A 14,043-nucleotide genomic window follows, 5' to 3' on the forward strand; every position below is an offset into this window, starting at 1 on the left:
CGGAGAACCGCGATGAGGAAGATACTCATAGTCGGAGCCGGTCAGTCCGGTCTCCAGCTGGCCCTCGGACTGCAGTCCGAGGGGTACGAAGTGACCCTGATGTCCAACCGCACCGCGGACGAGGTCCGGTCCGGCCGGGTCATGTCGACGCAGTGCATGTTCCACACGGCTCTCCAGCACGAGCGCGACCTCCAGCTGAACTTCTGGGAGTCGCAGGCCCCGCGGATCGAGGGCGTCGGCGTCTCGGTCGCCGGGCCGGACTCCTCGCGCGCCGTCGACTGGGTCGGCGAGCTGGACGGTTTCGCCCAGTCCGTCGACCAGCGGGTGAAGATGGCCGGCTGGATGGAGACCTTCGCCCAGCGCGGCGGACAGCTCGTCATCCACGGTGCCGCGGTCTCCGACCTGGACTACTTCTCCCGCACCTACGACCTGGTGATGGTGTCGGCCGGCAAGGGCGAGCTCGTCTCCATGTTCGGCCGGGACGCCTCGCGTTCGCCGTACGACGCCCCGCAGCGCGCGCTCGCTGTCGCGTACGTCCACGGCTTGGGCCCGCGGCCCGAGCACCCCGAGTTCGACGCGGTGCGGTGCAACCTGGTCCCGGGCGTCGGTGAGCTCTTCGTCATGCCGACCCTGACGACCTCGGGCCGGGCGGACATCCTGTTCTGGGAGGGCGTCCCGGGCGGTCCGCTCGACGCCTTCCAGGGCATCAAGGACCCCTCGGAGCACCTGGCCAAGACGCTGGAGCTCATGGAGAAGTACACGCCGTGGGAGTACGCACGCGCCACGAATGTCGAACTGACGGACGCCAACGGGACGCTGGCGGGCCGTTACGCCCCGACCGTGCGCAAGCCCGTCGGCCGGCTGCCCGGTGGCGGCCTGGTCCTCGGTGTGGGGGACGTGGTCGTCGCGAACGACCCGGTCACCGGCCAGGGCTCCAACACCGCTTCCAAGTGCGCGCACTCCTACCTGCGGTCGATCCTGGACCACGGCGACCGGGCCTTCGACGAGGAGTGGATGGAAGCCACGTTCGAGCGGCACTGGGCGAACACCCAGCACGTCGTGAAGTGGACGAACGCGATGCTCGGCCCGCCGCCGGAGCACGTGCTGAACCTGATCGGCGCGGCCGGTCAGCTCCAGCCGGCCGCGGACCGGTTCGCCAACGGGTTCGACGACCCGGCGGACTTCGACAACTTCTTCTTCGAGCCGGAGAAGACGAACGCGTACCTCGCCGAGATCTCGGGCGCCCAGGGCTGACCCCCGGGCGCACGGAGAGCAGGGCCGCCCCACGGACGGGGCGCCCCTGCTCTCACGCGTCGGGGGCGTCGTACCCCGTGTCCGCCCCCGAAGTGGCGCCCTCGGGGAGTTCCGGCAGGGTGTACGCGCTGAGCGGCTCGCCGTCCGGGTCGGGCCGGACGGCCCCCAGGAGCGGGTTCGAGGCCAGCGGCGAGACCTTCACCGTGGCGCCGGGCCGGGGGGCCTGCACCACGAGGCCGTCGCCGATGTAGAGCGCGACATGCGTGGCCTCGGGGAAGTAGACCACCAGGTCGCCCGGGCGCAGCGAGCCGACCGGTACCTTCGGCAGCCGGCGCCACTGTTCCTGTGAGGTGCGCGGGATGTCCCGGCCCGCGGCCGACCAGGCCTGCGAGGTGAGCCCGGAGCAGTCGTAGGACTCCGGGCCCTCCGCGCCCCACACGTACGGCTTGCCGATCTGCTCGACGGCGTGGCGGACGGCGGCGGCGCCCTCCTCGGAGGGCGGGCGGACCGTGCTGAGCGCCCCCGAGGCGGTGAGTGCGTCCTGGGCCTTGCCGATGTTCTTCTCCTCCAACGCCGTCAGTGCCGCGAGCTGTTCGGCGGAGAGCGATGCCAGCATCGCCTCGATGCCCTTCAGCCGCGACCGCACGTCGTCGCGCTGCTTCTTCCGCCGGTCGGCCAGTACCCGCTGCCGTTCCTCCGCCGCCCGGGACCTGTCCGCCAGGGCCTCCGCGTGCTTCTCCGCGCCGGTGAGCCGGTCCACGACGGCAGTCCGGCCGGCCTGGGCGCGCGCGATGACGTGGCTCTGCTCCAGGGCACGGGACGGGTCCTCCGCGAGCAGCAGCCGCATGTACAGGGAGAAGTCGGTGCGCCCCTGGTACTGGGCACGTGCCAGTCGCCCGGCGTCCCGGCGTCCGGAGTCCAGCGCGGCCCTGGCCCTGGCCAGCTCGGTGCGCAGCTTCTCGGCCTCTGCGGTCCGCTCCTTCAGCTCCTCCTCGGTGCCGTTGTAGAGCTCGCCGGCCTCCTCGGCCTTCCGGTAGAGCGTCTGCAGCTGCTTCAGCAGCCCGGCCACGCTCTGCGGGGCGGCTCCGGCCGCTGGTGCGGGCTCGGGCCCGGAGGGTTCGGCGACGGCGGGGGACACGGCGGGGGAGACGGCGACGAGCGTGGCCAGCGCCGCTGTGCAGAGGGCGTGTACGACTCGGCCCGGCACGACATCACCTCCGGGGTCGGGGGCGGTGCCGAATTAATCGGACAACCCCACAAATGGTCGGATCTTGTCCATACGGTCACTCGGCCCCGGGTGATGCAAGGACCGCCGGGCGTGCCGTCCGGGGCGTACCCCGGACGGCGGACACCCGGGCGGGTCCACTCCACGCGCTCTCACGGCAGCGCGCCGGCGAGGTGCGCGGGGCGAAGCGGTGTGGATCGTCCTGACACAGCGCCTCCATGGCGCACCCTTCGTGACCGCGCCCCGGCACCTGGCCGCCGATCCTGCGACCGCCCGTACGGACGTTCCTCAGGAGCCGCTGCCGGGCTTCGTCCAGGGCCACTTGGGAGTGAAGCGCTCACGGCCCCCGGGCACGTACTCGTACACCCAGCCCCGTTGCAGCCCGAGACGCTTCGAGTAACCCGCCGGAGCGCGGCGGTAGGCGTGGACGGTGGCCGGTCCGCCGTCGGCGTCCGGCACCGGGACCTCGTACCACTTGGGTGGATGACCGGTCGGTCCGAGCAGCACGGGCAGCACCCGGCCGTCCAGGGGGCCGCCGCGGAAGGACGTGTTCTCGCTTTTCACCCGGCCAGTGTCACTCAGGCCGGCGGCAGCAGGTGCGCGGCCCGGCCTGCCACCGGGATGATCAGCGTGGCGAGCCGTCCGGCGGGCCCGTCGGCGGTCTCCTGGCTCAGCAGCTCCGTCACCACGATTCCCGTCTCCTCGTCCGAGGCGGCGGTGGCCGCGAGGAGCGCCATCAGATGATCGACCAGCCAGCCCCGCAAGTCGGAGGCGGCCGGCTCCTTCCCCTCGTCCAGCCAGATCAGGGACGCCGCCTCCACGGCCGCGATCCAGGTGCGCACCATCATCCGCAGGCGTGGCCCGGCGGGTTCCTGTCCCGGGCCGGTGCCCCGGCCCAGGTGGGAAAGGATCTGCTCGGCCGCCGACCGGCGCACGCCGTCCACTATCGTCGTCGTCCGCGAGGTCTCGGCCACGCTGCCGCCGCGCAGCAACGCGCTGAAGCCCGCGTCGTGCTGGTCGACGAAGCCGAGGTAGCGGTCCAGGACCCGGCCGACCCGCTCGGTGGGCGGTCCGGCGGCGGGTTCCGCGAAACAGAGGGTCAGCTGATCGGCGGCCGACCCGAGGGCGGCCTCGTACAACTGCTGCCTGCCGCCGGGGAAGTAGCGGTAGACCAGCGGGCGGGAGACCCCGGCCGCGGTCGCCACCTCGTCGATGGACACGTCGTCCGGCGCCCGGTGGGCGAAGAGCGTGAGCGCCGCGCCCAGCAGCTGGGTGCGGCGCTCCTCGACACCGAGCCGTCGGTAGGCGCGGGCCGGAGGTGCTGCGGGGGCGGAGGTCATACCTCGAAGCCTAAGCGCTGGCCCCATGAGGCGGGTCGGTCTCAGGCCAGCAGCCCCGACCTCTTCCACAGCCTGCGCCCCACGCCGTTGAGCACGCCGATGTCGTCGAAGAAGTCCGTGAGCCGCTTCGCTCCCGTCTGCATGACCTCCGCGCGGTGGCCGCTCGCCCGCACCTGCGCGACGGCCTCGCGGCGGTCCAGACCGACGCTCTCGTACACCTGCGGGTTGACGAAGCAGACGGAGAAGACCCGGGCGGCCTCACCGCAGTTGAGCCGGGTCAGCCGGCGTTCCCAGTGCGGTGCGGTCACCATCTGCCGGCGCAGCTCCTCGCGGGCGTACCGCACATGCCTGGCCTCCTCGACGACATGGATGCGGGTCACTCCGCGGACGAGCGACTGGACGCGCTCGTCGGGGAAGGTGAGCCGCTGCATCCAGTCCAGGATCTCCTCGCCGAGCAGGGTCGCGGCGAACGAACCGGGGGTGGTGGAGACGGACTTCAGCACCCGCGCCAGATTGTGGTAGCGCCGGGGCACCCGGTAGGCGGGGGATCCGCCCCACTCGATCATGCGGGCGAACATCATGGAGTGCCGGCACTCGTCGGCTATCTCGGTCAGCGCGTAGCGGACGTGCTTGCTCGTCGGGGACTTGTCGTAGATGTGCCGGACGAGCAGCTGCATCAGGATGATCTCGAACCAGATGCCGAGCGAGGCCAGCGACGCCGCCTCGTGGCGCGCCAAATCCATCCGCTGTTCCTCGGACATCTTCCGCCACAGCGGGGTGTCGTACAGAGAGACCAGCTCGGGCGGCCAGAACCACTTGCCGTCCTCGACGGCCGCGTCCCAGTCGAGTTCGGTGTCCGGGTCGAAGGAGTGCTTGGCCGAGGCCTCGAGCAGGCGGGCCGCGACCTGCTCGCGGTCCTTGAGCGGGCCGAGCGCATCGCGCAGCGCCTTGATGTCCTCGTCGGTCACTGTCGTCATGGCTTCAGGCACCTCACACAGGTGTTACCGGTGGTCAAGTTTTCGGTCACGCATTATGAGACCGCCTGTCAGCAAGGTGGTCAATCCCCTGTGCGCGACTTGTTGACTACGCGTCTACCAGCGTGTGAACCTGCCAACTGACGTCAGCACCACGGAATGCACGATCCTCGCCGGGCGAAGGAGCTGTCCGTGTCGACACACGACCTCTACATCACCCCACCCGCCACACCGACATGGCAGGTACCTGCCACAGGCGCGGCCCGTTTCAGCTGGGACTACGACGACGGCCGCGAACGCCTCCTCGCCCTCTACCAGAAGGGCAAGGACAAGCAGTGGGACGGCAACAAGCGCATCGACTGGAGCCTGGAGGTCGACCCCGCCGACCCGCTCGGAACCCCGGACGAGGCGCTCCCGCTCCACGGCACCCCGCACTGGTCGAAGATGACCGAGCGGGACCGCGGTGAACTGCGCAAGCACTACACCTCCTGGCAGTTCAGCCAGTTCCTGCACGGCGAACAGGGCGCCATGGTCTGTGCCGCCCGGATCGTGGAGTCGGTACCCGACCTGGACGCGAAGTTCTATTCGGCGACCCAGACGATGGACGAGGCGCGGCACGCGGAGATCTACGGCCGCTTCCTGCACGAGAAGGTCGGGATGCTCTACCCGATCAACGACAACCTCCAGGGGCTGCTCGGCGACACCCTGCGCGACTCCCGGTGGGACATGCCCTACCTCGGCATGCAGGTCCTCATCGAGGGGCTGGCGCTCGCCGCGTTCGGCATGATCCGCGACACCACGACCAAGCCGCTGCCCAAGCAGATCCTCGCCTACGTCATGCAGGACGAGGCCAGGCACGTGGCGTTCGGGCGGATGGCGCTGCGCGACTACTACCAGCAGCTGAGCGACGCCGAACTGCGTGAACGCGAGGAGTTCGTCATCGAGGGCTGCTACCTGATGCGCGACCGCCTCAGCGGCGTCGAGGTCCTGGAGAACTTCGGCATCGGCAGGCAGGAGGCCAAGGAGCTCGCGGAGCACTCCGAGTACCTCCAGCTCTTCCGCAAGCTGCTGTTCAGCCGGATCGTCCCCTGCGTCAAGGACATAGGCCTCTGGGGCGAACGGCTCCAGAAGGCCTATGTCGAGATGGGCGTCTTCGAGCTGGGCGACTCGAACCTGGACCTGCTGATGGCGCAGGACGAGGAGATCGCCGAGCAGTTGGACCGGGACCGCTTCGCGGTCGAGGAGCAGGCCCGGGTCGCGGAGGTGGCGGAGGCGATAGCGGAGGGCGGGCGTTAGTCAGTTCTCCTCCGGGATCTCGATCGTCCTACCGTTCTCGTCGAGGGTCCGGTTGCTCCAGTAGGTGTCCCACTTGTCCTCCACCCGCTCGGGGACCTTGCCCTCCGGGTAGCGGGCGTAGCCCTTGGGCGGCTCCTCGTCGTCGGCCACGCACGCGCTGCCGGCGCTGTTCACGCGCAGGACCGGGTACTCGTCGCCGCCGCAGACCGCGTCCTGCAGGGAGCAGGCGCTGGTGAGCAGGGCGACCGTGGCGCCGGCAAGGGCGAGCCCGAGCGCGCTGCGTGACGGGATGCGGAGTCGGTTGGCCGTACGCATGGTGGGGGTCCCTTCGGTGGTTCGCTGACAGGTCGAGCCTGCCGTGGCCGGAGGGGAGAAACGTGAGCCCGCGTACTCATATCCGCTGTACGTACGTGGGGATCGGGCGGAGTATGTCCGGCATGAACCCCTTCTCCGGCCACGGTGATCCGGCGGCGGCGCGCCGCAGCCTCGAAGCGCTCGCCCTCGGCGACGCCTTCGCGGAGCGCTGGTTCCCGCTCTTCCGGCCTCCCCGACGGGCGTACGCCGAGGTCCGGGCGCGCCGGACCCCGCACGAGCCCGTGTGGCACTGGACCGACGACACGGCCCTGGCACTGGCGCTGCAGCGGGTCCTCGACGAGTACGGGCAGGTCGAGCAGGACCGGCTCGCCCTGTACTACGCCCAGGCCTTCGACGCGGACCAGGCACGTGGTTACGGGCACGGCATGCACCTCCTCCTGCCGGAGCTGCTGACCTCGCCGGCCGACTGGCGCACCCTGGCGCCCGGGCTCTTCGAGGGCGGCAGCCTCGGCAACGGAGCCGCGATGCGGGTGGCGCCGCTGGGGGCCCGATTCCACGCCGACGTGGACCATGCGGCCGAACAGGCCGTGCTCTCGGCGGTCGTCACCCACGCGCACCCGGAGGGGGTGGCCGGAGCGGTGGCGGTCGCCGTGGCGGCGGCGCTGTCGGTGCGCGGGGAGTTCACGCTGGAGGGGGTCGCCGAGCGCACGCCCGAAGGGCTGGTCCGCGACGGTGTGCTGCGTGCCGCGCGGGTGCCGTTCGCCACGGAGCCGTGGAAGGCCGCCGACCTCCTGGGCAACGGGCAGCGGATCAGGGCCGACGACACGGTGCCCTTCGCGCTGTGGACCGCGGCCCGGCACCCCGGTGACCTGGAGGCGGCGCTCTGGGCGACGGCGGAGGGCTTCGGCGACGTGGACACCACCTGCGCGATCACGGGGGGAGTGGTCGGAGCGGCCACCGGGGTGGACGGGGTCCCGGCGGAGTGGCGCGCCCGGCGTGAACCGCTGAGCTGACGGGGCGGATCCTCCTGACCGGTACCGGCTGAAGCGCATCGAATTCGCGTTCGCACCGGTGACGTAACGTGAGCGGCATGAGCATGCCGCCGCAGCCGCCGTACGGCCCCTACGGGCCACCTCCGCCCCAGCACAATCCGTACGGGCAACAGCCCCCGCCCGGGCCCTACGCACCGCAGCAGCCGGTCTACGGCTACCCGCCGCAGCAGGCCGTCCCCGGCTACCCGCCGCAGCCGCCCCTCGGGGCGCCCGGCGCTCCCGGTCCGTGGGGGCAGCCCGGCGGGCAGCCGGGAATGCCGGGGTGGCCGCCGCAGCAGCCGCGCAAGAGGCGGACCGGTCTCGTCGTGGGCATCGTGCTGGGGGCGACGGTCCTCGTGATCGGCCTCGGCTTCGGCGCGTTCAAGCTGGTCGGCTCGGGTGCGGACGCGGTGTTCCCCGAGGCCACGCAGAAGCTCGTCGTGGAGAAGGCTGTGCTGGAGGGGGAGTTCACCCTCAACAAGGACATGTCGGAGACCGAGGGCAAGAAGATCGAGGACATGCCCGACGCGAGCATCCGCGACGCGAAGGCCGTCGTCGCGCAGTACGGCTCGGAGGAGAACGGCATGCTGGTGCTCTCCGGCATGTACGGGCGGTTCGCCGGGCCCGAGGTCATGCGGAGCAAGATGATGAAGGGGGCGGCCGAGGCGGAGAACACGAAGCTGGTCGTGCCGCCCGAGGAGTTCACGCCCGCGGGGTACGGCATCACGGTGGAGTGCCAGGTCGTGCAGACCGAGGAGATCGGCCTGACGTACAACACACCGATGTGCGCGTGGGGCGACGGGAACACCGCCGCGTCCGTCTCCGTGATCCGGCCGGGAGACCTCAGCGCGGCGCCCCAGGACCTCGATCTGGAGACGGCCGCCGAGGAGACCGCGAAGGTCCGCTCGGAGATCCGCAAGCCGATCGGCTGAGCCGGCGCGGCGGCCCCGGCGGCGGCAGGACGCGCTCCGCCGCGCACGCCACGCCGAGCAGTTCCGCGTCCGTCCCCCGTCCGGTCACCAACTGGAGACCGGTGGGGCAGCCGTCCGGGGTGAAACCGGCGGGCAGGCTCGCCGCCGGATGGCCGCTGAGGTTGAACGCCCAGGTGAGGGCAGTGGAATAGACGTCACCCGGGCCCTCGTGGCCGTGCGGGGGGTTGGGCGTCACCGGAGTGATCAGCAGGGGCGTACGGGCGAAGAAGACCTCCAGCGTCCGGTCGTTGGCGGCGCGGAGCGCCCGGGTGGCGGGGGTGGGCGACCCGCCGCGTATCGCCGCCCACGCCTCCGCCGGGTCCGACAGCGTGACGGGGGCCCGGACGAGGCGGATCACCCCGGCCGCGGCAAGCCGCTCCACCGCGGCCCGCGTCACCCCGGCCACCTCCGGGTCCACGGACGCGAAGCCCAGGTCCGGGCTGTACGCGGCCGGCACCGGAAGGCGTGCCGGCCGTGGCGCGTACCCGTCCAGCACGTGGCGCAGGTACGGTTCCGCCCGTGCGGCCGAACTCGCGAGCACGCCCGGGGACGCGAGGCCCGTGCGGTCGGGGGAGGGGAGCAGGCCCGTCGTCGTCTTCAGGCCGAAGACCCCGCACCACGCCGCCGGGATCCGTACCGACCCGGCCCCGTCGCTGCCCGTCGCCAGCTCCACCATCCCGGCCGCGACCGCCACCGCCGAGCCCGCCGAGGAGCCGCCAGGGGTCCGGTCCGGCCGCCACGGGTTGACCGTACGGCCGTGCGCGCCCTGCCCCCAGGTCTGCCAGTGGGTGCCGGGGCCCGGCACGGAGGTGGAGCCGACCGGGACGGCGCCCGCGGCGGCGAGTCGGCGGGCCGCGTACGAGCGGAGGCCGGCGCGGCCCTTGACGGCGAACGGCAGGCCGGCGAGCGGGAGGCCCCGGGCGGCCCGCTCCTCGGCGAGCGCCTCCTCGTGCCGGAGCTCCACGAACGCATGGAGTTCCGGGTCCAGTTCGTCGATCCGGGCCAGTGCCGCCGCCACCGCTGAAGTCATGCGGTCAGTCTCGGCCCTCCAGCGCCGCCTCCATCACCGCCCGGGCGATCGGCGCCGCGTCGCCGCCCCCGCTGACGTCGGCCCGGTCGGCCGACGCGTCCTCCACGACCACCGCGACGGCGACCGCCGGGCGGCCGGAGTCCGGTGCCTGCGCCCAGGCGATGAACCAGGCGTACGGCGTACCGGAGTTGTCGACCCCGTGCTGGGCGGTGCCCGTCTTGCCGCCGACGGTCACCCCGTCGATCGCCGCGTTCGCGCCGGTGCCGTTCTCCACGACGTCGACCATCATCCGCTGGAGCTGCCGCGCCGTCGTCGGGTCCATGGCCCGGTCGTACGAGTCGGGGCCCTGACGCCGGACCGTGCGGCCGTCGCCGGTGGTGACCCGGTCGACCAGGTGGGGGCGCATGAGGTCACCCCCGTTCGCCACGGCCGAGGCCACCATCGCCATCTGGAGCGGGGTCGCCGCCGTGTCGAACTGCCCGATCGACGACTGGGCCAGCTGGTCGTCGCTCATGTCCGAGTCGAAGTTGCTGCGGGCCACCCGCGACGGGATCGTCAGCTCGCTGTCGTTGAAACCGAATCCGTCCACCGTCTCCAGCATCCCTTCCAGCCCCACCTCGACCCCGAGATGGGCCATCACGGTGTTGCAGGAGACCCGGATCGCCTCCGCCAGGGACGCCTTCTCGCAGCCGCGCGCCTCGTCGGGCAGCACGGTCGAGGTGCCCGGCAGCACGTACGGGGACGGGGTGTCCGTCTCCGCGTCCGGATCGGTGACCACCCCCGCGTCCAGCGCCGCGGCGGCCGTCACGATCTTGAAGGCCGAACCCGGCGGATAGGTCTGGCGGATGGCCCGGTTGAGCATCGGCCTGCTCGGCGCGCGGTTGAGCCGCGTCCACGCGTCGGTGACGGCGGAGCCGGTGCCGGAGAGGACCTCGGGATCGTACGAGGGCGAGGAGACCAGCGCCAGGATCCGGCCGGTGGCCGGGTCGAGCGCGGCCACCGCGCCGCGTCGGCCGTCCAGGCCCTCGTACGCCGCGCGCTGTGCCGATTCCTCGATGGTGGTGACGACGTCGCCGCCGGGCTGCCGGCCGCGGGTGAGGTCGCCCCACAGCGGGAGCGGTGCCAGGAGCGGGTCGGTGCCGGCCAGGACGCCGTCCTCGGCGTTCTCCAGCAGCGTGGTGCCGTACGTCTGCGAGGCGTAGCCCGTCACCGGCGCGTACAACGGGCCGTGCCGGTAGGTGCGTTCGTACGCGAGCTGCTCGCCGGTGTCCTTCGAGCCGGTGACGGGTGCGTCGCCGACCACGATGTCGCCGCGCGGCCGGTCGTAACGGTCGATGGTGGTACGGCGGTTGGCGGAGTTGGTGTTGAGCTCGTCGGCTTCGAAGAGCTGGACCCGGGCGGCGTTCGCCAGCAGGGCGAGAAGCAGGAGCAGACAGAAACCGGCGGCGCGCCGGATGTAGCGGATCACGGTCCCTCCTCGGCCGGTGCGGTCCCGGTACGCGGGTCAGGGGTGCGGGCCACGTCGCTGACCCGGATGAGCAGCGCCACGATGATCCAGTTGGTGACCACGGACGATCCCCCCTGGGCCAGGAACGGCATCGCCATGCCGGTCAGCGGGATCAGCCCCATCACACCGCCCGCGATCACGAAGACCTGGAGCGCCAGGATCGAGGCCAGGCCGATCGACAACAGTCGTCCGAAGGGGTCGCGCAGGGCCAGGCCCGCACGGAAGCCGCGGGCCACCAGCAGGGCGTACAGCAGGAAGATCGCGGTGAGCCCGGCGAGACCGAGCTCCTCGCCCGCGGTGGCCAGGATGAAGTCGGACTTGGCGGCGAAGCCGATGAGGATGGAGTGGCCGAGCCCGAGGCCGGTGCCGAGCATGCCGCCCGCGGCGAACGCGAAGAGGGACTGGGCGAGCTGACCGGGCCCCTGGCCCGCGTCGATCGTGGCGTACGGGTCGAGCCAGTCCTCCACCCTGCTGTGCACATGGGGTTCGAACGAGCCGACGACGAAGGCACCCGCGGCGGCGAGGAGCAGCCCGACGGCGATCCACCCGGTCCGGCCGGTCGCGACGTACAGCAGGATCACGAAGAGGCCGAAGAAGAGCAGTGAGGTGCCGAGGTCCCGTTCGAGGACGAGGACACCGACGCTGAGCAGCCAGATCGCCACGATCGGGCCCAGGACCCGGCCGGTGGGGAACTGGAGCTTCCAGATCCTGCGGCCGGTGTACGCGAGCGCGTTGCGGTTGGCGGCGAGGTACGCGGCGAAGAAGACGGCGAGCAGGATCTTGGCGAACTCGCCCGGCTGGAAGGAGAGTCCGCCCACCCGGATCCAGATCTTCGCCCCGTTCACCGCCGGGAAGAAGATCGGCACGATCATCAGCACCAGCGCCGCGGCGACCGAGAGGTACGCGTACCGCTGGAGCACCCGGTGATCGCGCAGCAGGACGACGGCGGCGATGAAGAAGGTGACCCCGAGCGTGGACCAGATCAGCTGCGTCGTCGCCGCCCGGTCGCTCGGGGTCTCCAGGTCGAGCCGGTAGATCAGCACCAGGCCCAGTCCGTTGAGCAGGACGGCGATGGGCAGCAGCAGCGGGTCGGCGAACGGGGCGCGGAAGCGGACCGCGAGGTGGGCGAGCAGGGCGAGGAGACCGAGACCGGCGCCGTACCCGGCCACATCCGGGGGTATGGCGTTGCTCCGGGCGAGGCCGACGGAGGCGTAGCCGTAGACGGAGACGATCACGGCCCCGATGAGGAGCGAGAGCTCGACCCCGCGCCGCTTGGGCAGGCGTAGCTCGGGCGGGCGTGCCTCCGCCGTCGGTGCGGTCATGCCCCGCAACGTAGCAAGAGGTGGGTGTTATTTCCCTTATGTCAGCTTCGTGGCACTCCTCGGCGGAAACAGCGGAAGGATCAGTTCCGGTACGGGTTGCCGCCGCCGGGAGGCGCGTAGCCGGGCTGCTGCTGCGGGGCGCCCTGCGGAGCGCCGTCCTGCCCGCCCTGGGCCTGTGCCAGCAACTGGTCGGCCTGCTCCTTCGGTATCTGCCGCTCCCCGCCGCAGAAGGTGCACTGCGTCGCGTACTTCGTGGAGAACGGGAACAGCGGGACGAAGAACAGCGTGAACTTGGTGACCCGCTTGCGCAGGGTGTGCGCCGCTGGATTGCCGCACCAGCCGCACACCATCGTCAGGACCGCCAACTGGTACAGATAGCCTCGCGTACCAAAAATGATCATGATGTGGTTCCCTTCCCCGTGTTCTCCAGGAGTGCCCGCCGGCAGAGTGCCAGCAGCTTCTCGTCCTCATAAGTGTCGTGACTGCCGTACCCGCCGTCCAGCGCGTTGTGACGGCGTACGGAGAGGAGCTCGGCACGCAGCACCCGCACCGCGTCCGACCCCGCCTCGACGGCGCCCATCCGCGCCAGGCATTCCGCGACCCGGACCCTGACGTGACGATTCCTCTCCCAGGCGGTCAGGAGCACCGGCACGGCCTCGCCGGTCCGCCCCGAGACCTCCCAGAGGGCGATCGCGGAGTCCACCCGGAGCCACAGCTCCTCGTGTGCCAGCAGGGCCCGCAGCCTCGGCGCCACCGCCTCGGCCCGCCGGCCCAGCCCGCCCAGGGCGCTCACCGCCGCCCGGCAGTCGTGCACCTGCCCCGCGCGCAGCCCCTCGGCCAGCACCGGCAGCACCGCGTCCGTGTCGCCCGTGACCGCCCACAGGGCTTCCGCCGCCTCCGTCGCCGCCACCGTCCCGGGCCGCCGGGTCAGCCGCCGCAGCTCCGGTACGGCGCAGCCGGCGGCGGGCCCGAACGACCCCAGCGCCCGCAGGGCCGCCGTACGCAGCCACTCGCCCCGGTACTCGGGCGCACCCCGCAGCACCCTCAGCACCTCCGGGGCCGCCTCCCCCGCGCGCAGCGCCGTCAGCCCGGCGAGCAGCGGACTCGCCCGGTCGTACGCGCTCTCGTCCAGCGCGACCTCACCGAGCCTGCGCCGCAGTGCCCCGGCGAGCGGGGCCGCCGCGCCACCGAGGCACCGGATCGCGAACCCCACGTCATGCGGCACCTCCGGCCGCTCCAGGGCGGCCGCCAGCGCGGGCAGCACCCGGGCGTCGCCCAGCCTCGCCAGCGCCTTCACCGCAGGCCCCAGGCCGGGCGGCCCGCTCGCCCACTCCTTCACCCAGGCCCCTGGGTCCGCCGCGACCCGCCGGGCGAGGGCGTCGGCGGCCGGCTCGGCCAGACCGAACAGCTCCTCCAGCACGTGCGACGCGGCCTCGGCCAGCCGCGGCTCCGGATCGGAGAGCTGTACGCCGACCAGCCGCACCAGCCCCTCGTACGAACCGCGCCAGGCCCGGATCAGCCCGCCGGTCATCCGTACGGCGTCGACGCGCTGGCAGGGGTCAGGGCTGCGCAGCTGGTCCGCCAGCAGCGCCGTACGGTCCTCCACCCGGTCGTCCAGGCCGCCGTGCAGCGTCCGCAGCAGGTCGGCGGCCCACGGGGGGGCCGCCCGGGGGGGGCGGGGGGGCCCCCCGCCGGGGGGGGCCCGCCGCGGGTTAGGGGGACGCCCGGGGGTGGGGGGGGAAGGGGAGGTGGGGGGGGGGGGGCAGGCGGTGTGTTTT

The 14,043-nt window shown here is 72.3% G+C and carries 13 protein-coding genes and 1 pseudogene; 4 read left to right on the plus strand and 10 right to left on the minus strand.

The genetic code is table 11. The features are described from left to right. Window positions 1–12: 12 nt before the first annotated feature. On the plus strand, window positions 13–1,254 hold the full coding sequence (locus ABT001_RS25760) for a styrene monooxygenase/indole monooxygenase family protein (RefSeq protein ID WP_351281856.1): 1,242 nt from the start codon (window positions 13–15) through the stop codon (window positions 1,252–1,254). Window positions 1,255–1,306: 52 nt separating this feature from the next. Here ABT001_RS25760 and ABT001_RS25765 read toward each other — a convergent pair whose 3' ends face one another. The 4 genes from ABT001_RS25765 to ABT001_RS25780 form a co-directional block, all read right to left on the minus strand. Continuing rightward, on the minus strand, window positions 1,307–2,461 hold the full coding sequence (locus tag ABT001_RS25765; protein ID WP_351281858.1) for a C40 family peptidase: 1,155 nt from the start codon (window positions 2,459–2,461) through the stop codon (window positions 1,307–1,309). A 306-nt stretch (window positions 2,462–2,767) separates the two neighbouring features. Then, window positions 2,768–3,043, minus strand: a complete 276-nt coding sequence (locus ABT001_RS25770) for a DUF8847 domain-containing protein (protein ID WP_351281861.1) — start codon at window positions 3,041–3,043, stop codon at window positions 2,768–2,770. 14 nt (window positions 3,044–3,057) lie between these two features. After that, the gene (locus tag ABT001_RS25775) at window positions 3,058–3,819 is read right to left on the minus strand and encodes a TetR/AcrR family transcriptional regulator (RefSeq protein ID WP_351281863.1); all 762 of its coding nucleotides are present in this window, start codon (window positions 3,817–3,819) and stop codon (window positions 3,058–3,060) included. Between the two features lie 41 nt (window positions 3,820–3,860). Beyond that, the gene (locus tag ABT001_RS25780; RefSeq protein WP_351281866.1) at window positions 3,861–4,796 is read right to left on the minus strand and encodes an AurF N-oxygenase family protein; all 936 of its coding nucleotides are present in this window, start codon (window positions 4,794–4,796) and stop codon (window positions 3,861–3,863) included. A 189-nt stretch (window positions 4,797–4,985) separates the two neighbouring features. Here ABT001_RS25780 and ABT001_RS25785 point away from each other — a divergent pair, with 189 nt between their 5' ends. After that, on the plus strand, window positions 4,986–6,089 hold the full coding sequence (locus ABT001_RS25785; RefSeq protein WP_351281869.1) for a ferritin-like domain-containing protein: 1,104 nt from the start codon (window positions 4,986–4,988) through the stop codon (window positions 6,087–6,089). Here the strand turns inward: ABT001_RS25785 and ABT001_RS25790 are convergent, their stop codons facing one another. Next, window positions 6,090–6,404, minus strand: coding sequence for an SCO0607 family lipoprotein (locus ABT001_RS25790; RefSeq protein WP_351281871.1), 315 nt, complete (start codon window positions 6,402–6,404; stop codon window positions 6,090–6,092). It abuts the gene before it with no gap. A 122-nt stretch (window positions 6,405–6,526) separates the two neighbouring features. On the opposite strand from ABT001_RS25790, the gene ABT001_RS25795 reads away from it, so the two are divergent. Both ABT001_RS25795 and ABT001_RS25800 read left to right on the plus strand, forming a co-directional pair. Next, window positions 6,527–7,417 carry an ADP-ribosylglycohydrolase family protein gene (locus ABT001_RS25795; protein WP_351281874.1) on the plus strand — a complete coding sequence of 297 codons (891 nt, stop codon included), beginning with the start codon at window positions 6,527–6,529 and terminating at the stop codon, window positions 7,415–7,417. Between the two features lie 77 nt (window positions 7,418–7,494). Then, window positions 7,495–8,367, plus strand: a complete 873-nt coding sequence (locus ABT001_RS25800) for a hypothetical protein (RefSeq protein WP_351281876.1) — start codon at window positions 7,495–7,497, stop codon at window positions 8,365–8,367. On the opposite strand, the gene ABT001_RS25805 is transcribed toward ABT001_RS25800, so the two are convergent. The 5 genes and pseudogenes from ABT001_RS25805 to ABT001_RS25825 all read right to left on the minus strand — a co-directional run. Then, window positions 8,279–9,436 (minus strand): amidase family protein, encoded by a 1,158-nt coding sequence (locus ABT001_RS25805; protein ID WP_351281878.1) that lies wholly within the window; start codon window positions 9,434–9,436, stop codon window positions 8,279–8,281. The genes ABT001_RS25800 and ABT001_RS25805 overlap by 89 nt on opposite strands. Before the next feature lie 4 nt (window positions 9,437–9,440). Then, window positions 9,441–10,904, minus strand: coding sequence for a peptidoglycan D,D-transpeptidase FtsI family protein (locus ABT001_RS25810; protein WP_351281881.1), 1,464 nt, complete (start codon window positions 10,902–10,904; stop codon window positions 9,441–9,443). Continuing rightward, a complete protein-coding gene (locus ABT001_RS25815; protein WP_351281884.1) occupies window positions 10,901–12,265 on the minus strand; it encodes an FtsW/RodA/SpoVE family cell cycle protein in 1,365 nt (454 codons plus the stop codon). Before ABT001_RS25815 ends, ABT001_RS25810 begins: the two co-directional genes overlap by 4 nt. Window positions 12,266–12,345: 80 nt before the next feature. After that, entirely contained in the window at window positions 12,346–12,666 is a 321-nt protein-coding gene (locus ABT001_RS25820) for a zinc ribbon domain-containing protein (protein ID WP_351281887.1), read from the minus strand. After that, window positions 12,663–14,043 (minus strand): annotated as a pseudogene (locus tag ABT001_RS25825) (PBS lyase); the annotation flags it as partial. The gene ABT001_RS25820 and the pseudogene ABT001_RS25825, both read right to left, overlap by 4 nt.

The organism is Streptomyces sp. NPDC002793 (assembly GCF_040295485.1).
Classification (GTDB): domain Bacteria; phylum Actinomycetota; class Actinomycetes; order Streptomycetales; family Streptomycetaceae; genus Streptomyces.